The sequence below is a fragment of the Glutamicibacter sp. NPDC087583 genome (genome assembly GCF_044743685.1).
Lineage (GTDB): Bacteria > Actinomycetota > Actinomycetes > Actinomycetales > Micrococcaceae > Glutamicibacter.
The window spans coordinates 249,592-266,655 of sequence record NZ_JBIUWY010000001.1; the positions used below are offsets into that span (position 1 = coordinate 249,592).

General features: G+C 59.5%; 17 protein-coding genes and 1 tRNA gene. 10 read left to right on the forward strand and 8 right to left on the reverse strand.

The window, feature by feature from the left end; genetic code table 11:
* Nucleotides 1-45 precede the first annotated feature (45 nt).
* From ACIOU9_RS01175 to ACIOU9_RS01190, 4 genes are all read right to left on the reverse strand, one after another.
* Nucleotides 46-216 carry a hypothetical protein gene (locus ACIOU9_RS01175; protein ID WP_166650716.1) on the reverse strand — a complete coding sequence of 57 codons (171 nt, stop codon included), beginning with the start codon at nucleotides 214-216 and terminating at the stop codon, nucleotides 46-48.
* A gap of 183 nt (nucleotides 217-399) precedes the next feature.
* Nucleotides 400-912: an HIT family protein gene (locus ACIOU9_RS01180; protein ID WP_133833596.1), complete on the reverse strand. Its 513-nt coding sequence runs from the start codon at nucleotides 910-912 to the stop codon at nucleotides 400-402.
* Nucleotides 912-1,346, reverse strand: a complete 435-nt coding sequence (locus ACIOU9_RS01185; protein WP_133833597.1) for a hypothetical protein — start codon at nucleotides 1,344-1,346, stop codon at nucleotides 912-914. Before ACIOU9_RS01185 ends, ACIOU9_RS01180 begins: the two co-directional genes overlap by 1 nt.
* A gap of 18 nt (nucleotides 1,347-1,364) precedes the next feature.
* Nucleotides 1,365-2,768 (reverse strand): PucR family transcriptional regulator, encoded by a 1,404-nt coding sequence (locus ACIOU9_RS01190; RefSeq protein ID WP_133833598.1) that lies wholly within the window; start codon nucleotides 2,766-2,768, stop codon nucleotides 1,365-1,367.
* Between the two features lie 114 nt (nucleotides 2,769-2,882).
* Here ACIOU9_RS01190 and ACIOU9_RS01195 point away from each other — a divergent pair, with 114 nt between their 5' ends.
* From ACIOU9_RS01195 to gabT, 3 genes are all read left to right on the forward strand, one after another.
* Nucleotides 2,883-4,490, forward strand: coding sequence for a sodium-dependent transporter (locus tag ACIOU9_RS01195; protein WP_105656903.1), 1,608 nt, complete (start codon nucleotides 2,883-2,885; stop codon nucleotides 4,488-4,490).
* A gap of 2 nt (nucleotides 4,491-4,492) precedes the next feature.
* On the forward strand, nucleotides 4,493-4,636 hold the full coding sequence (locus tag ACIOU9_RS01200) for a methionine/alanine import family NSS transporter small subunit (RefSeq protein ID WP_105656902.1): 144 nt from the start codon (nucleotides 4,493-4,495) through the stop codon (nucleotides 4,634-4,636).
* A gap of 206 nt (nucleotides 4,637-4,842) precedes the next feature.
* The gene (gene gabT, locus ACIOU9_RS01205; protein ID WP_133833599.1) at nucleotides 4,843-6,186 is read left to right on the forward strand and encodes a 4-aminobutyrate--2-oxoglutarate transaminase; all 1,344 of its coding nucleotides are present in this window, start codon (nucleotides 4,843-4,845) and stop codon (nucleotides 6,184-6,186) included.
* Nucleotides 6,187-6,280: 94 nt separating this feature from the next.
* On the opposite strand, the gene rarD is transcribed toward gabT, so the two are convergent.
* On the reverse strand, nucleotides 6,281-7,219 hold the full coding sequence (rarD, locus tag ACIOU9_RS01210) for an EamA family transporter RarD (protein WP_105656900.1): 939 nt from the start codon (nucleotides 7,217-7,219) through the stop codon (nucleotides 6,281-6,283).
* 238 nt (nucleotides 7,220-7,457) lie between these two features.
* Between rarD and htpX the strand changes: the two genes are divergently transcribed.
* Nucleotides 7,458-8,336: a zinc metalloprotease HtpX gene (gene htpX, locus ACIOU9_RS01215; protein WP_105656899.1), complete on the forward strand. Its 879-nt coding sequence runs from the start codon at nucleotides 7,458-7,460 to the stop codon at nucleotides 8,334-8,336.
* A 250-nt stretch (nucleotides 8,337-8,586) separates the two neighbouring features.
* Nucleotides 8,587-9,183, forward strand: coding sequence for a hypothetical protein (locus ACIOU9_RS01220; protein ID WP_133833600.1), 597 nt, complete (start codon nucleotides 8,587-8,589; stop codon nucleotides 9,181-9,183).
* A gap of 165 nt (nucleotides 9,184-9,348) precedes the next feature.
* Here ACIOU9_RS01220 and ACIOU9_RS01225 read toward each other — a convergent pair whose 3' ends face one another.
* Entirely contained in the window at nucleotides 9,349-9,837 is a 489-nt protein-coding gene (locus ACIOU9_RS01225; protein ID WP_105656897.1) for a YajQ family cyclic di-GMP-binding protein, read from the reverse strand.
* Nucleotides 9,838-10,019: 182 nt separating this feature from the next.
* Between ACIOU9_RS01225 and ACIOU9_RS01230 the strand changes: the two genes are divergently transcribed.
* Together ACIOU9_RS01230 and trxA are read left to right on the forward strand one after the other, a co-directional pair.
* Nucleotides 10,020-10,101: transfer RNA gene (locus ACIOU9_RS01230), tRNA-Tyr, on the forward strand.
* 141 nt (nucleotides 10,102-10,242) lie between these two features.
* Complete coding sequence (gene trxA, locus ACIOU9_RS01235; RefSeq protein WP_105656896.1) at nucleotides 10,243-10,617, forward strand: thioredoxin; 375 nt, start codon at nucleotides 10,243-10,245, stop codon at nucleotides 10,615-10,617.
* Nucleotides 10,618-10,641: 24 nt separating this feature from the next.
* Here the strand turns inward: trxA and ACIOU9_RS01240 are convergent, their stop codons facing one another.
* Nucleotides 10,642-11,604 (reverse strand): DNA-3-methyladenine glycosylase, encoded by a 963-nt coding sequence (locus ACIOU9_RS01240; RefSeq protein WP_133833601.1) that lies wholly within the window; start codon nucleotides 11,602-11,604, stop codon nucleotides 10,642-10,644.
* Nucleotides 11,605-11,743: 139 nt separating this feature from the next.
* Between ACIOU9_RS01240 and ACIOU9_RS01245 the strand changes: the two genes are divergently transcribed.
* A complete protein-coding gene (locus tag ACIOU9_RS01245) occupies nucleotides 11,744-13,108 on the forward strand; it encodes a pyridoxal-phosphate dependent enzyme (RefSeq protein WP_402695884.1) in 1,365 nt (454 codons plus the stop codon).
* A 27-nt stretch (nucleotides 13,109-13,135) separates the two neighbouring features.
* Nucleotides 13,136-14,293, forward strand: a complete 1,158-nt coding sequence (locus tag ACIOU9_RS01250; RefSeq protein WP_402695886.1) for a cystathionine gamma-synthase — start codon at nucleotides 13,136-13,138, stop codon at nucleotides 14,291-14,293.
* Between the two features lie 88 nt (nucleotides 14,294-14,381).
* Here the strand turns inward: ACIOU9_RS01250 and ACIOU9_RS01255 are convergent, their stop codons facing one another.
* Nucleotides 14,382-14,798, reverse strand: a complete 417-nt coding sequence (locus ACIOU9_RS01255; RefSeq protein WP_133833604.1) for a hypothetical protein — start codon at nucleotides 14,796-14,798, stop codon at nucleotides 14,382-14,384.
* 308 nt (nucleotides 14,799-15,106) lie between these two features.
* Here ACIOU9_RS01255 and ACIOU9_RS01260 point away from each other — a divergent pair, with 308 nt between their 5' ends.
* Complete coding sequence (locus tag ACIOU9_RS01260) at nucleotides 15,107-17,026, forward strand: DEAD/DEAH box helicase (protein WP_388022972.1); 1,920 nt, start codon at nucleotides 15,107-15,109, stop codon at nucleotides 17,024-17,026.
* Nucleotides 17,027-17,064 lie beyond the last annotated feature (38 nt).

Genomic DNA, 17,064 nt, shown 5'->3' on the forward strand with positions numbered 1-17,064 from the left:
GTCTTCCGGGGTTCTGTTTTGCCCGCGGCTGCTGCCAGATCCCTGCTAGAGCTGGTCGTTGCAGTTCTGCCCGTCGTCGGTCGACGCTTTACTCCCAGGACGATTCTTGCTGGCGGTAAAGAATCTGACGGCGAGAATGACCAGGCCAATGGCCACAAGCGCCGGGATGATGTAGAAAATAATCAGTTCGTAGGTATTCGGGACCAGGGGATTCATGTCTTCATCTTATGAAGGTCCTGACAGATGCAGTACCACCTCAGTGATGATATTCCTGTAAACCGGGAGCATGGCCCTAGTGCTGAGCGGAAAATGCCTGAGGTCTCCCATAAGTGGCGAGCGGGCCCCGGCAACGAATTCTCGTTCCCGGGGCCCGCTCGCGCCAGCGTCATGCCCTCGTGCTTATCGGACGATGTTCTCCGGGACCAGCGGCTGCGGATGCTCGGGGGAAAAGAGCGCTTGGCGCAGCTGCTGCGCTTTGCCGGCCCGATCCTGGATCGATACCCGGTGGCGCAGCTGCCGATAGAGCTCGTCATCGGCGTAGCGCGGGAAAACGTGCTGATGGTAATGCCAAACATGCTGATTGCCCGCAGGCTCATTATGCTGCCGAGTGCTCGTGCCCTCGGGATTCCAGGCGAGCTTCATCGCCAAGGCAACGCGCTTGGTCTCCCGCATGATCGCGGCGCCGGTCTGCTCGTCCAGATCGTAGAGCGCTTCCAGATGCGCGGTCGGAATGATCATCACGTGCCCGCCGTAATTGCCGAACCCATCACAAGCCATGATTGCTGCCACCAGATCTGTCTGGTAGATCAGATCCGTGGGCGCGCACAAGTTGTCCAGGCTGAAAGGCTGGTCGTTGACCAGCTCGCAGAAGGGACACTGGTAGTTGGCTGGTTCATGGGAACGGTGGAGCACTAGTCCTCCAATTCGGCGGCCAGCTCTTCAAACACCCAGGTGTACATGTCCAGGGTGAATTCGCTGAAGGTGCCTTCCTCGCTGGTCCATTTTCCCTTGGCATTGCTGCGGCGGTAGACGATTGGATCCGGAACATCGAGCTGGGATGCCTTGAAGCCCCACACGAACTTCTCTTCCTCATCTTCCAGGAACAGGAGGTAGCCGTCTTCGATTTCCAGTTCTTCAGGGTCGAAGAAGTAGTGGTAGGCCTCCATGAAATCCTCATTGTTGCCCAGAGCACGATAGAACTCTTCAAGGACAAATGGAATTGAAACCTTGGACTGCGCCAGCCCTTCGCGCAATTCTTCGGCGCTCAAGCCATCGGCTTCGTTCCACTGGTCTTCCAAGTACTTGGGAACCAGGGAACAGAACTTCTCTAGAAACATGTCTGCCATGTCTTTATCCTATCGAGATTAGCCCAGCTCAAGGGCACTCAACGCGATCCAGAGCTGGACTCGGTCGCTAGTCACATTAGGGTCGTAGCCAGAAAGATCGGAAATCTGCTGGATCCGGTAGCGCACCGTATTGCGGTGCAGGCCCAAGGACTCGGCCACTGCCCCCACCGAGCCATCGCGGTTGAGGTATTCACGCAAGGTCAGCAATAGGTCAGAATCGTGGGAGGCGTCGAATTCCTGCAACGGGCCCAGGGCTTCGATGGCCAAATCCTGCAGCGGAACATCGTGGGCGGCGAGCAAGAGCGAGGTGAGAGAAAGCTTGGTGGGTTCGTTGACCCGCTCTCCGTGGCGCAGGGACTCTAGGGCCTCGAAGTAGCTCCAGCGGATGCCGGTGGTATTCGGGTAGCGCCCGCCGTAGCCCACCCGAGCCGGAAGGCCGGCCGCGAGCAGATACTCATCGAGGTGCTTGATGGACAGCTGCAGCTTGCTGTGCGCGACAATGATCGCCAAGCGGCCATCTATGATGGCTGAGACCTGCGAGGACAGATCTGCGGGCAGTGGCAGAGTTTGCAAACGCTCGACCTGTGATGGAGCCTGCACCAGGATGACCGAGTGCTCACGCTGGGTATTCAAGCCAAGTGCCCCAAGGCGGCCAGCGGCATCGGCGCCAACCAGGGCGCCAGTGGCGAGGTCCTCGAGCACCTGGCCGTTGGCATGGCGCTGCGAGGCGCGCAGGCGGGATTTATTGGCCAGTTCCAGCCCGATCAGCGACTGCGCGTAATCGACTACTGGATGGTGGACATAGGGTTCTGCAATATGCAGGGTGCACTTATCACGCAGGCCCGTGGCCACTGGGCGCTCATTCCAGGAACGTGCAGGGTCATAGTCCCCGCTGATCACTTCGCCGTGCAGGGTCAGCGCTACCTGGGTGCCGAGCATTCGCTCGAGTTCCTCGAGCATGCTGTCCAGATCCGAGGAAAGCAGCGTCTGGGCCAGCTTCTGGTGGGATTTCAACAGACTTTCAACACGCTTGAGATGGTCGGAATTCAGTGCTTCGGCGATCAGCCGGGTAATTGCGGCAAAGGGTATCTGATAGGGCACCTCGAAGACAGGAAGCCCTACTTCGCGGGCGGCTTCAACGGTCGCTTGCGGTACTGAAGCGTGTTCCAGACCTGTACCGAAACCTAAAGCGACGGCATCGTTGGCCGCAAGGACTTTGACGAACTGCCGCTGTGCGGCTTTTGTCTTCTGGCGCACGCCGGTGGTCAACACAATTTCTCGCCCGGTCAGGAACTGCGACGGGTCAAGCAGCTCGGTCACCGCGCCCCAGGTGATGACCATGCCATCGCGGTGGGTGTGTTCAGTCAGCGGTCGAAGATCGAGCTCGTCATGTTCCAGAAGACCGCGTAAACTAATTGCCATATAGCCATTCTAGAGGGATGGCGAAAAGTTCCCGATTTAGCAATATGCTCAAAATGTGGACACGCGACCCCTAGAAATGACCACAATGTGAAAGTTTTGCAGTAGCTTAGACACATGAGCACTCCATCTTCATCACAGGGCGCTCCACTCGCAACCGAGAAGCGTGAGACTTTCAGCTCCCGAAAGTTGTTCATCCTTTCAGCGATTGGTTCGGCCGTTGGTCTGGGAAACATCTGGCGTTTCCCTTACGTCGCCTACGAAAACGGCGGCGGCGCATTCTTGATCCCATACCTGGTCGCAATTCTCTGCGCCGGTATTCCGTTGCTGTTCCTCGACTACTCCATCGGCCACCGCTACCGCGGCTCTGCTCCGCTGGCGTACCGCCGGGCCAACCGCAAGGCCGAGGTCCTGGGCTGGTGGCAGGTACTGATCTGCTTCATCATCGCCATCTACTACGCGGCCATCATTGCGTGGGCGGCCATGTACTGCTGGTTCTCCATCACCAAGGCTTGGGACAAGAACGCCGACGGCGCCGCCGGGTTCTTCATGAACGACTTCCTCAAGGTCTCGGAAAACGTCAACGTCGGCTTCGACTTCGTCGGCAACATCTTCATCCCGATGTTCTTCGTTTGGCTGGTGACCATCGTGATCATGGTCGCCGGTGTGAACAAGGGTATTTCCCGGGCAAACGCCGTCTTCATGCCGCTGCTTATCGTCATGTTCCTGATTCTGGTAGTCCAGTCGGTCTTCCTGCCGGGAGCTATCGATGGCCTGAACGCATTCTTCACCCCTGACTTCGCGGCACTGTCAAACCCTGCGGTGTGGGCTGCGGCCTTCGGGCACATCTTCTTCTCGCTGTCCGTGGCTTTCGGCATCATGGTGACGTACTCGTCGTACATGAAGCGCAAGAGCGATCTGACCGGTTCGGGCTACGTTGTTGCCTTTGCCAACTCAAGCTTCGAACTGCTTGCAGGTATCGGCGTGTTCGCGGCGCTTGGCTTCATGGCCTACAACGCCGGCAGCTCTGTGGACGAAGTTGCCACCTCCGGCATCGGCCTGGCCTTCATTGCCTTCCCGACCATCGTTTCCGAGGCGCCCCTGGGCGCGCTAATCGGTGTGCTGTTCTTCGGTTCGCTGGTCTTCGCTGGCCTGACATCGCTGATTTCCATCCTTGAAGTTATCGTGGCAGCTTTCCAGGACAAGCTGGGCTGGAAGCGTGTTCCGGCGACCCTGGTCGTGGGAATTCCTGTGGCCCTGGTTTCGCTGGTGCTGTTCCCGACCACCACGGGCCTGTATCTGCTGGACACCATGGACGCTTTCGTGAACCAATTCGGCATCCTGGCCTGTGCTTTGGTCATGGTGATCGTCTTCGGTGCAGGCCTGGGCATGCTGCCTAAGCTGGCCAAGCACCTGAACCGCCACAGTTCCATCAAGCTGGGTACCGGTTGGAAGGTCCTGGTTGGCGGCATCGGCCCAGCAGCTTTGGGCTACATGCTGATCAATGAAATCCAGAGCAAGATGGCTGAGTCCTACAGCGGTTACCCGGTTTGGTTCAACGGTGTCTTCGGTTGGGGCATGGCTGGAGCGCTGATTGTTGGCGCAGTCCTGCTGTCGCTGGTTCCATGGAGCAAGAACTCGAAGATCGATGATCCCGAATTCGACCAGCATCGTGCGAATGTCGAGGCGGAAGAAGTTCCTGAAGCTTCCGGAAAGGAATACTAGCCATGAGCGCTATCGCGATTGTCTTCATGATTATTTCCATGCTCACCATCTGGGGCGGCCTGGCGATCTCGTTGATCAGCCTGAACCGCCACCCTGAAAAGCACGACGACGATGTGATCGAGCCAGCTGGCTCGGCAGGCAACTAGAACCTGCAAGCAGCATCTGGATCGAAGGCCTCTTCGTTTCAAGCCCCGGCTTGGAATGAAGAGGCCTTTTCCTGTGCAGATGCACTATGCGACACGAAACGTGTTGTGCCGATCCGCGTAGTGGCCGGGCAGCCGGGAGAATACTCTCTAGTTATAGAGACAACAGGGCCAGTGAGCTCACGAATAAGTTATGGAAGGACAATCACATGGACGTTACCTACCGCATTGACCAGAAGCGCAAGATCAATGGTCCGTTCCCCGGCCCGAAGTCGCAGGAACTGACCGCACGCCGAGCCAAAGCAGTTGCTGCCGGCGTAGCTTCCAGCCTGCCGGTGTACGCGGCAGAGGTTGATGGCGGCATCATTGTCGATGTCGATGGCAACCAGCTGATTGACCTGGGCTCCGGCATCGCCGTAACGACCATTGGCGCCTCGAATCAGGCAGTAGCCAAAGCCGTCGCCGAACAGGCCGCGCGCTTCACCCACACCTGCTTCATGGTCGCTCCGTACGAGAACTACATCGAGCTAGCCGAGAAGCTGGCTGCCATCACTCCGGGCAACTTCGAGAAGCGTGCAGTCTTCTTCAACTCCGGTGCCGAAGCGGTAGAGAACGCCATCAAGGTAGCCCGCATTGCCACCGGCCGCCAGGCAGTAGTCGCCTTCGACCACGCCTACCATGGCCGCACCAACCTCACCATGGGCTTGACCGCCAAGGCCGCCCCATACAAGCGCGGCTTCGGCCCACTGGCACCGGAGATCTACCGCATGCCAATGAGCTACCCATACCGCGAAGAGAACCCGAACATCTCCGGCAAGGAAGCAGCCGAGCGCGCGATCCTGGCCATGGAAAAGCAGATCGGCGGCGACCAGATCGCTGCGATCATCATCGAGCCGATCCAGGGCGAGGGCGGCTTCATCGTTCCGGCCACCGGCTTCCTGCCGCGCATCGCCGAATGGGCCAAGGAAAACGGCATTGTCTTCGTTGCCGACGAAGTCCAGGCAGGCTTCGCACGCTCCGGTGCCTGGTTCGCCTCGGACATCGAAGGCATTGAGCCTGACATCATCACCCTGGCCAAGGGCATCGCCGGCGGCATGCCGCTGTCTGGCATTATCGGCCGTGCCGAACTGCTGGATTCGGTGCACGGTGGCGGCCTGGGCGGCACCTACGGCGGCAACCCGGTTGCTGTGGCCGCGGCTCTGGAATCCATCAAGTTCATGGAAGAGCAGAACTTGGCGGGCCGCGCCCGCGAGATCGAAGAGAAGTTCTTCACCCGCTTCGGTGCGCTGCAGAAGGACATCAAGGAACTGGGCGACATCCGTGGCCGTGGCGGCATGGTCGCAATGGAATTCGTCAAGGCTGGTGGCAAGGAGCCGGACGCCGAGCTGACCAAGGCCATCGCAGCCGAATGCCTGGCCCAGGGCGTCTTGATCCTCACCTGCGGCACCTACGGCAACGTGGTTCGCCTCTTGCCTCCGCTGGTGATCGGCGACGAGCTGCTCGAAGATGCATTCAACGTATTGGAAGATGCGATCCGCAAGGCTGTCGCCTAAGTAGCTCAAAACTGGTCCTAAACGGCGAATGCCTCGAACCTCCCACGGGAGATTCGAGGCATTCGCCGTATCGGCGGTGAGTGCGACCGGGCGTTCAGACCAACTTTTTCGGTTCCGGCATGGAGCCAATGCGTGGAGTTCGCATCATGTCCACGAGCACGAAGAGCACCGCAACCCATACCAAGGCGAAACCAACCCAGCGTTCGAATGGCATGTGCTCGCCAAAGACCAGCAGGCCCAGGATGAACTGCAAGAGCGGGGCGAGGAATTGCAATGAGCCCAAGGTGCTCAAAGGCAGGCGGCGAGCCGCGCCCCCGAAGAGCAAGAGCGGAACGGCGGTGATGATGCCGCTCGCTGCCAAAAGCGAGAGGCCAGGAACATCAGCCGAGAACAGCGCAGACTTCCCGTCAACGGCCAGCCAAACCAGATAGCCGATGGCCAACGGGGTCAGCCAGACGGTTTCAATGGTCAAGGACCCCAGCGCAGTTCCGCTTTGGCCCACTTTGTTCTTCACCAGGCCATAGAAGCCAAAGGAGAAAGCCAAGCCGAGGGAAATCCAAGGGACCTGTCCCAAGCCGATCGTCAAGACAAGTACAGCAACGGTGGCTATGGCAACAGCGATCCATTGCAGCCGACGCAATTTTTCTTTCAGGACGACGACACCCAGAAGGATTGCCACAATTGGGTTGATGAAGTAGCCCAGCGAGGCTTCCAGCACATGTCCGGTCAAGACCGCCAGTGCATAGAGAGTCCAGTTAGCTGCAATCAGAACACTAGCCAGTCCCAACTGCCAGATGGTCTTGGAATCCTTGAACATCGCAAGGAACTGCTTGACCTGGCGCGTGAACGCCAGCAGCAGCAGGCAGAAAACCAATGAGAAGATCACGCGAACGCCAACGAATTCGAAGGCCGAGATGTCAGGCAGCAATAGGAAGTAAGCCGGGAGCATGCCCCAAATCAGGTACGCGGCGGTGCCTTGGATCAGTCCGTAGCTATGTTCTGAACGGATCGGTTTAGCGGTACTTACGGACATGCAGGGCGCACACTTTCAGAAACAAAATGGATCAAGGGAGCGGCCCACCGGGAAACAAGTTGTGGAACCGCATCTTAAAACTACAACGTTCCCGCCGTCTGGATATTCCCCAGGGCCGGCGGTGCCTGCCATTGCACGCGGCACTGTGATATTTTCACCGGAACATAAATAGAATTCCAGTCGTTGACTAGACTAGAGAACACCAACTTGGTTTGCTTCATTGAGGGAGTGCATCGCCGTGCATGGACATAACAACGGACTCAAAACCGCCTTTTTGATGGGCGGAATGTTTGCCCTGCTGCTGGCCATTGGCTCGCTGATATCTGCGGGCACCGGCCGTTCAATGTTCATTTGGATATTTGCCTTGATCGGCCTCGGAACTACTGCCTACAGCTATTGGAATAGCGACAAGCTGGCTCTGCGCTCGATGCACGCCTACCCGGTCAGCGAAGCGGAACAGCCGGGAATGTACCGAATCGTGCGTGAGCTGTCGATGAACGCGCAGCAACCGATGCCGCGACTGTACGTTTCGCCAACCACTTCGCCGAATGCCTTTGCCACCGGCCGCAACCCGCAGAATTCGGCGGTGTGCTGCACCGAAGGCATCCTGCAGTTGCTGAACGAACGCGAATTGCGCGGGGTGCTGGGCCACGAGCTGATGCATGTCTACAACCGGGACATCCTCACTTCTTCGGTCGCCGCCGCGGTTGCGGGTGTCATCACCTCCGTTGCCCAGTTTCTGATGTTCTTCGGCGGCGGCAACAGCAATGACAACCGCGGGGTGAATCCGATCGCCTTGATTGCCCTTTCCCTGCTGGCGCCACTGGCAGCGTCGATCATACAGATGGCCGTGAGCCGCACCCGCGAATATGATGCAGACGAGGACGGAGCCAAGCTGACCAATGATCCGCTGGCTTTGGCGAGCGCGCTTCGGAAACTGGAATCGGGGATTACGCAGGCTCCGCTGGCTTCCAATGACCAGAAGCTTGTCAACAGCTCGCACCTGATGATCGCCAATCCATTCGGCTCGCGCCTCAAGCGCATGTTCTCCACTCACCCGCCAATGGAGGATCGCATCGCACGGCTTGAAGCGATGGCTGGCGGACGCGGATACTAAGTGCAAAGCAGCTCCTGGGCTTAAGGCCGCATCTCATATGGAGATGCGGCCTTTAGCTTGTTTCGGGCCTTTCCCGTTGAACTGTTAGTTATCTACCCTCCTACTAAAGGATGAGGCGAAGATCTTTGTCTGTCCTAGTCAAGCAAAGATAGGCTGATCGTAGCGGCACCGAAGAGAAGACTCTCTGCCGTCTGATGATGGAGCAAGGAGCAAGGAGCAAGGAGCAAGGAGCAAGGAGCAAGGAGCAAGGATGCGAGACGACGACGCGGCACTTCTGCCCAGGCTTGGGGATGCCATAGCCGGTCAACTGGCCACCGGAACGGTCAAAGGATTGGCTTGCCTGCTTGTGGCCTGGATTTGCTCATCATGGATTGCCCTCGACACTGCTTTCGGCACATTCGCTATCGCGCTGGCGATCTCGTATCTCCTCTCGGAAATCCTCGGCGCCATCATCGTTCGACCGATTGTCCTGAAAGAACGCCGTCCCAACCCCGGGGGAGTGCTGTACGTCGTCCTTCCATTCGTGGTGTCCATCATGGTCAGCTTTGCTGCGTCCTATGCGGTTACCAGCTCATTGCGTGACAGCAGTTTTGTGACAGTGCTCGTTGCCGCATGCAACGCCGCTGAGATCCTCTGGATCAAACCATGGGTGCCGGGCCCTTCGCCGGAAGAAATGGCCGCGAAGTTCCATGAATTCAAAGCCATGACCAAGGACCACTTCGCTGATGATGTTGCTGATATCAAGCGGCGGGCCAGGGAAAGGACTCGTGAACAGTACTACGCGAAGAAGGCCCGCGAAGAAGCAAAGTGGCTGAAGAAGCAGAAACGCGACGAGGATGAGCGCTGATCCTTCCCGGGTCCATGCTCCAGTGGTGCGCAGAATAGCAGCGAGGGCTGCTTCCCATGATGAATGGGAAACAGCCCTCGCAGAATAGCAGCGAGGGCTGCTTCCCATGATGAATGGGAAACAGCCCTCGCTGTGTATCACGCGATTTCTAACGCTGGGTCAGTCCTAGCGGAAGTTCACGAACTGCAGATCCGCTTCTTCGAAGTCGCGCAGCAGAGCCATGGTGGCCTGCAGGTCATCGCGGGACTTGGAAGAGACGCGCAGCTCGTCACCCTGAATGGTTGACTTGATGCCCTTAGGCGCCTCATCGCGAATCAGCTTGTTGATCTTCTTGGCGACATCCTGGGCAATGCCCTCCTTGATGCTTGCCTCGATGCGGTATTCCTTGCCGGATGCAAATGGCTCGCCGGCATCCAAAGACTTTAGGGAAATGCCGCGCTTGACCAGCTTGGACTGGAAAACATCCAGTACTGCGTTGACGCGCTCTTCCGAGTTGGCCTTCATCAGGATCTTCTCGCCGCTGAAATCAACTTCAGCGCCAACGCCCTTGAAGTCGTAGCGCTGGGCAATTTCCTTCTGGGCCTGGTTCATCGCGTTGGCGACTTCCTGGCTATCAACCTTGCTTACGACGTCGAATGTGGAATCACTAGCCATGTGAATACTCCTAGTTGAAACGGGTCTGATTCGCTTCATAGCCTACCGGTTTTACCCCCTGGATTTGGGGTGTGATCAGGCTTACAGCAAAAATGCCCCTCTCGATTTCACAACATCGAAAAACTCCTGTAGAGTTATTTCTCGTTCCGACAAGAGCAAATGTTCTTGAAGCGAACGTACTCGGCAGATTACCCGAGTGGCCAAAGGGGGCTGACTGTAAATCAGCTGGCAACGCCTTCACTGGTTCGAATCCAGTATCTGCCACAAAATAACTCCCGGATCCCAGGATCCGGGAGTTTTTTGCATGCGGAAGGAATGCACGGCAACCCGGATCTTTCCTATTCCCGGTTCCGAACAAGATCACCTTTCTACGTATTTCAAATAAGGATCGGCTACCGTATAACCATGGCAACGAAAAATGTGAGCGAAGACGACTTCGCGAAGTTGATTGAAGACAACGACATCGTCCTCGTGGACTTCTGGGCTGACTGGTGCGGGCCGTGCAAGCAGTTTGCACCGGTTTACGACCAGACCTCGGACAAGTTCAGCGACGTCGTTTTTGCCAAGGTGGATACCGAAGCTGAGCAGGGCCTGGCACGTGCAGCTAACGTGACCTCGATTCCTACCATCATGGCGTTCCGCGAACAGGTCCTCGTGTTCTCGCAGGCTGGTGCGTTGAACCAGACCCAGCTCGAAGATCTCGTCACCGCGGTCAAGGGCATTGACATGAGCGAAGTGCACAAGCAGATCGCCGAGGAAGCCGCGCAGGCTGATTCCTAAGAACCATTTGAGGCTTCGGGCTCCTTACCTCCGCCGGTGATCCAGCGGTGCGTAACGGGGCCCGAAGCTTTGTTTTTTCTGCCCCGAAAGCACCAGCAAGCGCACTACGCGTTGACGGTGCGGGGCGTATGGCGCCAATAGCTCCAGCATCTGCCCATCGCTGATTCGGGAACCGGTAAGCACCTGGCCCACGAAATCAGCCAGATGGAAATCTCCCACCGAAATATGGTCACTGGATCCGTGGGAGCGCTGCAGGGTTTCGGCAATTGTCCAGGGACCAATGCCCGGCACCGAACCCAAGGCGGCTTCCAAGGTGCCCGGAGCCTTGGCGGTGGGCCGTGCATGGTCCATTGGCTTCTCTGCCCACCACTGCAAACTGCCGGCAACCTGCAGCAGGCGTGCCATGGTGTTAGCCCGCTGTCCTTCAACGCGCGCCTTTTGCCAGTCCCAGCGCCTCATCGAGGCTACCTTTTGCGGTCCGGGGAAAATCATCAGGCCCTCGGGAGCCGGACCCGGAGCCCGCTGTCCCAGGTGGCGGATCAGCCAGCGCCAGGCATAATTCGCTTCAATACCGGTCACCCGCTGTTCCAAGATCGCCCCGGCGGCGTGCTCAAAGATCCTGCCGGTGCTGGGCAGAACGAAGTCCGGATGCAACGAGCGGGTGCGCGCGATAATTTCGGGGAACTGCCCTTCTTTGATCCTCGCGTCGAAATCGCTCCAGTCATCGAGCGCCCCTAGAAGGTTCGGAGCTGAGCCGATGGCCCAGTGGGCTCCGGGACCCCATGCTCGAAACGTTGCCGGGGCGGTGGGTGCGGGCTTGCTGATTTGCAGCGTGGCATCTCCGAACGGTGTTCCAAAGGCCAGCCATGCTTCGCTCCGGGACAGGCGGATGGTCGGATCTCCCAGTCCCCGGCGCAGGATTCCCAAAGTCTTGAGCAAGGACACGGGGCGGTGCGGATCGTAATCGGCGCTCAACGGCTTCTCCATGAATCGCATCCTATAGCCTCGTGCCTGCAGTAGCTGGCGGCAGGCTTGCCTAGCACTGATGAAAAGTGCCCGTCCACTGCGTGACGTTTCGCTACGTGCCGGAACGACATGTATGACAACCGCCGGTAAAGTTCTTGACATGAAGTATGCGTCCACAGTCCTAGATCTGATCGGCAATACCCCTTTGGTGAAGCTCAATCGAGTCACCGAGGGGATCAAAGCCACTGTATTGGTGAAGCTTGAATACTTGAATCCGGGTGGTTCCATCAAGGACCGCATCGCATTGAAGATTGTCGAGCGCGCCGAAGAATCCGGCCAGCTCAAGCCCGGCGGAACCATCGTGGAACCAACCAGCGGCAACACCGGTGTCGGCTTGGCCATGGTGGGCCAGCTCAAGGGCTACAACACCATCTTCGTCACCCCGGATAAGGTCGGCGAGGAAAAGCGCGACGTACTGCGCGCCTACGGTGCCAAGGTAGTAGTCACCCCAACCGCGGTGGCCCCGGATTCCCCTCAGTCCTACTACGGCGTATCGGACCGCCTGGTTACCGAGATCGACGGCGCCTACAAGCCCGACCAGTTCTCCAACCCGGCAGCACCCGACAGCCACTTCGAAACCACCGGACCGGAACTCTGGAACGACACCGACGGCAAGCTGACCCATGCGGTCATCAGCGCAGGAACCGGCGGCACCATCACCGGCACCGGACGCTACCTCAAGCAGGTTTCCGCCGGCCGCGCCTCGGGCCCGGTCATGATCATTGCCGCTGACCCGGATGGCTCGGTCTACTCCGGTGGCACCGGACGCCCATACTTCGTCGAGGGCGTCGGTGAAGATATGTGGCCAGGGAACTACGACCCATCCGTGCCGGATGCCGTGGAACCAGTCACCGACGCTGAGGCTTTTGAAATGACCCGCCGGTTGGCCAAGGAAGAAGGCCTGCTGCTGGGCGGTTCTTCGGGCATGGCAGTGGTCGCCGCGCTGCGTGCAGCCAAGGACCTGGGCGAAGACGACATAGTTGTCGTGATCGCCCCGGATGGCGGCCGCGGCTACCTGGCCAAGATCTTCAACGACCAGTGGATGCTGGACCAGGGCTTCACCACCGATGAATACTCCGCCTTGGACTTCATCGGCGCGGCACTTGCCAAGCAGGGCACCACCACGGTGGCTTTGGATACCACCCTGGCCGAAGCGGCCAAGGCACTGCGCGAGCAGGGCGATGACGCATTGGTCGTGTCGACCTCGCCGCTGCCAGCGCGTATCGGCGAGATCCGCGGTGTCATTGGCGCGGGGGACATCACCGACGCACTGCTGGCTGGCGCAGAACCAACCAGTACGCTGGCAGACCTGGGCGACTTGGCCAAGCCATTCATCGGCACCGCAGACACCCCGGAACATGCACAGGAACTGCTCAAGAGCCACCCGGCCGTACTGCTGACCAAGGGCGGCGAAGTGATCGCCGCGGCTACCGCAGCCGATCTCTTGGCCTACTCCACCCGCTAGAGACAACACCTCAAAGGATTGATATCGATGACTGAAAACCACCAGGGAGCAAACACCCGCTTTGTCCATGCGGGCCAGGAATTCGAACCGGTCACCGGCGCGGTAGTTCCGCCGCTGCACTTCTCCTCGACCTACGCGCAGGACGGCATTGGCGGCCTGCGCCACGGATACGAGTACGGCCGCGGCACCAACCCGACCCGCGACGCGCTGCAGGCGCAGCTGGCCGGCGCAGAATTCGGCACCCACGCCTTCTCCTTCAGCTCCGGCCTGGCCGCCGAGGATTCGCTGATCCGTGCGATCCTGCGTCCGGGCGATCACATTGTGCTGGGCAACGACGCCTACGGTGGAACCTTCCGCCTGATTGACCGCGTGCTGGGCGACTGGGGCATCGGCAACACCCCGGTGAACATGGCTGATGAAGCAGCGCTGGCTGCCGCTATCGAAAAGAACAAGGCCAAGCTGGTGTGGGTTGAGACCCCTTCGAACCCGATGATGACCATCACCGACATCGCCAAGGTCGCTGAAATCGCCCATGCTGCCGGCGCATTGCTGGTCGTGGACAACACCTTCGCCAGCCCATTCCTGCAGCAGCCGCTGACCCTGGGTGCTGACATCGTGGTCCACTCGACCACCAAGTACATCGGCGGCCACTCCGATGTGGTGGGCGGTGCGGTGATCGTCAAGGATGCGCAGCTGGCAGAAAAGATCGGCTTCATCCAGTTCGCTGTGGGTGCCGTCTCGGGCCCGATGGACGCCTTCTTGACCACCCGCGGCCTGAAGACCCTGGGCGTTCGCATGCGCGCCCACTCGGAGAACGCCGCACAGGTTGCCGGGTGGCTGCGTGAGCGCAGCGAAGTCGAGCGCGTGCTCTACCCGGGCTTCGAAGACCACCCGGGCCACGAGATTGCCAAGAAGCAGATGTCAGGCTTCGGCGGCATGGTGTCCGTCCAGTTCACCGGCGGAGAATCGGCGGCCCGCAAGATTGCCGAGAGCACCAAGCTTTTCACCTTGGCAGAATCCCTGGGCGGCATCGAATCGCTGATGAACTACCCGTCGGAGATGACCCACGCTTCGGTGAAGGGTACCGAGCTGGCGGTTCCGGTGAACCTGTTGCGCCTGTCCGTTGGCATCGAGGACCCTGCGGATTTGATTGAAGATCTGGAGAAGGCCTTCGCCAACCTGTGAGAACCAAGCGCAAAGGACCTGGGTTCCGCTGCCCGCAAAGGGCAACGGAACCCAGGTCCTTGGTGCTTTGAACGAAGTTCCGGGTCGGCTACCGGCGGCGCTTGGCCGGTTTGGGGTCGACGATCTTGAAATACCTGTTGCTCGCTGGCATCCACATCAGGGCCACGCTGAACATGATGATGGCCGCCAACAGCGAATAGCGGCCGAATCGCAGCAACAGCGGCAGCGCGGTAATCAGGCCCAACCAGGACAGCTGGGCGCGCGCGGCCCGATCTCCGGTGAATAAGCGGTAACCCAGCACACAGCAGGCAAGGCCGGCAGCGGCGAAAAAGATCATCAGCGCAATGGCTCCGAAATCCAGCGCGGAATCCTGGATATGCTCGTAAGCCAGGAAGCCTCCGAAGCCGAGAAAAAGCACTCCGGCTAGGAGCCATAGCATTTGGGCGATGAACAATCCGCCTGGGGTGGGCTCATCTGGACGTCGCGGAAAAAGTGGTTTCTTCACGTTCTCAACCCTACGTGCTTCGGTGCGGTGCCCGATCTCACACGCTCTCGACACTGACAATAGTGGCCTGTTCAAGCTAGCATTAAGTGTTCGCGAACATCAGGGTATCCCTCTCGCATCCAGCCCAATTTTTGAGGCCGGAGCCTTCTCGTGTTGTATTTTCCGCAAAGTGTGTGCGGGTCTTTATGTCATAGGGGAGCGCTTGATGAGCGTGACTTGTATCTGACTGTGCAGCCTATACGTCGTTTCTTTGGGGACGGCCAAGGCCTATCCCCTAACGAATGAGGTAATTCTTCGTGTCTTCTGACATGCCCGTAAACACCGACGACAACCAGACCCCGGAAGAGCCAACCGTGCTCTTCTCCGAACTTGGCCTGGATGCCCGCGTGCTTGCATCGCTTGCCGACCTTGGCTACGAAAAGCCATCGCCAATCCAGGCAGCGACCATTCCACTGCTTCTCGAAGGCCGCGACGTTGTCGGCCTGGCCCAGACCGGTACCGGCAAGACCGCTGCTTTCGCGCTTCCTGCCCTGTCCCGCATGGCAGAGCTGGCTGACACCAATGGTCCAGCCAAGACCCCGCAGATCCTGGTTCTGGCTCCAACCCGCGAGCTGGCCCTCCAGGTCGCCGAAGCCTTCACTTCCTACGCCAAGTACCTGCCGAACTTCACCGTTCTGCCAGTGTACGGCGGCTCGCCATACGGCCCGCAGCTCAACGGCTTGCGCCGTGGCGCCCAGGTAGTCGTTGGTACCCCAGGTCGCGTTATCGACCACATCAACAAGGGTTCCTTGGACCTGTCGAACCTGCAGTACGTTGTCCTTGATGAGGCCGACGAAATGCTGCGCATGGGCTTCGCCGAGGAGGTCGACAAGATCTTGGAAGCTACCCCAGAGGACAAGCAGGTTGCCCTGTTCTCGGCAACCATGCCACGCACCATCCGCCGCATCGCTTCGGAATACCTGCGCAACCCGCAGGAAGTTGCCGTGAAGTCCAAGCAGTCCACCGGCACCAACATCACCCAGCGCTACCTGCAGGTCATGGGCGCCCACAAGCTGGACGCCATGACCCGCATCCTGGAATCCGAGTCGTTCGAAGGCGTTATCACCTTCGTCCGCACCAAGATGGCTACCGAGGACCTGGCCGACAAGCTGAAGGCCCGCGGCTTCACCGCGGCTGCCATCAACGGCGACATCCCTCAGCAGCAGCGTGAGCGCACCGTTGAGAACCTGCGCTCGGGCAAGATCGACATCCTGGTTGCTACCGACGTGGCAGCTCGTGGTTTGGACGTTGAGCGCATTTCGCACGTTATCAACTTCGACATCCCGCATGACACCGAGTCCTACGTGCACCGCATTGGCCGTACCGGCCGTGCCGGCCGCTCGGGCGACGCGATCCTGTTCATGACCCCGCGCGAGAAGTACTTGCTGCGTGCCATCGAGAAGGCTACCCGCCAGCCGGTGACCCAGATGCAGCTGCCTTCGCTGGATTCGGTCAACGACCGTCGTATCCAGAAGTTCACTGATCGCATCGATAAGACCATCAGCGGCCAGGACTTGACCACCTTCCGCGAAATCGTGGAGAAGTTCGCTTCCGAGCACGAAGACCTGGACCAGCTGGAAATCGCAGCTGCACTGGCTCTGATGGCCCAGGGCGGCCGCCCGCTGCTGATGACCGAACCAGTCATGTCCCCTTCGAAGAAGGCGCGCATGGATCGCCCAGAGCGCGGCGAGCGTGGCGACCGCGGTGACCGTGGCGATCGCGGTCCACGTGCCCGCAAGACCGCTGCCGAGGGCAACGCCATGTACCGTCTGGCCGTTGGCCGCCGCAACCGCGTGCAGCCGGGCTCGATCGTTGGCGCACTGGCCAACGAGGGTGGCTTCGATTCTTCGGAAATCGGCGGCATCGAGATCCGTTCGGACCACACCCTGGTCGAGTTGCCAGCAGAGCTGAGCAAGGACCAGTGGCGTGCACTGTCCAAGACCCGCATCGGCGGCGAGGCCATCGAGCTTGAGCTCGACAATGGCCGCAGCCCACGTCGCGACGACGAAGGCGACCGCGGTGGCTTCCGTGGCGGCCGTGGTGGCGGCTTCGGCGGCGGACGCAGCGGCGGACGTGGCGGTTTCGGTGGCGGACGCAGTGGCGGACGTGGCGGTTTCGGTGGCGGCGGACGCGGCGGCAAGGATCGCTTCAGCGATTCGGGCCGTAGCGGTGGACGTCGCGACTACTAAGCCAGTCGCACGCAGCTGAACAGCATTGAATAACGCCC

Excerpts from the sequence above, each read along its gene's own strand:
- ACIOU9_RS01175 (WP_166650716.1), bottom strand. The coding sequence starts at position 216 with ATGAATCCCCTGGTCCCGAATACCTACGAACTGATTATTTTCTACATC.
- ACIOU9_RS01185 (WP_133833597.1), bottom strand. The coding sequence starts at position 1,346 with ATGGCAGACATGTTTCTAGAGAAGTTCTGTTCCCTGGTTCCCAAGTAC.
- ACIOU9_RS01190 (WP_133833598.1), bottom strand. The coding sequence starts at position 2,768 with ATGGCAATTAGTTTACGCGGTCTTCTGGAACATGACGAGCTCGATCTT.
- ACIOU9_RS01195 (WP_105656903.1), top strand. The coding sequence starts at position 2,883 with ATGAGCACTCCATCTTCATCACAGGGCGCTCCACTCGCAACCGAGAAG.
- ACIOU9_RS01200 (WP_105656902.1), top strand. The coding sequence starts at position 4,493 with ATGAGCGCTATCGCGATTGTCTTCATGATTATTTCCATGCTCACCATC.
- gabT (WP_133833599.1), top strand. The coding sequence starts at position 4,843 with ATGGACGTTACCTACCGCATTGACCAGAAGCGCAAGATCAATGGTCCG.
- rarD (WP_105656900.1), bottom strand. The coding sequence starts at position 7,219 with ATGTCCGTAAGTACCGCTAAACCGATCCGTTCAGAACATAGCTACGGA.
- ACIOU9_RS01220 (WP_133833600.1), top strand. The coding sequence starts at position 8,587 with ATGCGAGACGACGACGCGGCACTTCTGCCCAGGCTTGGGGATGCCATA.
- ACIOU9_RS01225 (WP_105656897.1), bottom strand. The coding sequence starts at position 9,837 with ATGGCTAGTGATTCCACATTCGACGTCGTAAGCAAGGTTGATAGCCAG.
- trxA (WP_105656896.1), top strand. The coding sequence starts at position 10,243 with ATGGCAACGAAAAATGTGAGCGAAGACGACTTCGCGAAGTTGATTGAA.
- ACIOU9_RS01240 (WP_133833601.1), bottom strand. The coding sequence starts at position 11,604 with ATGGAGAAGCCGTTGAGCGCCGATTACGATCCGCACCGCCCCGTGTCC.
- ACIOU9_RS01245 (WP_402695884.1), top strand. The coding sequence starts at position 11,744 with ATGAAGTATGCGTCCACAGTCCTAGATCTGATCGGCAATACCCCTTTG.
- ACIOU9_RS01250 (WP_402695886.1), top strand. The coding sequence starts at position 13,136 with ATGACTGAAAACCACCAGGGAGCAAACACCCGCTTTGTCCATGCGGGC.
- ACIOU9_RS01260 (WP_388022972.1), top strand. The coding sequence starts at position 15,107 with ATGCCCGTAAACACCGACGACAACCAGACCCCGGAAGAGCCAACCGTG.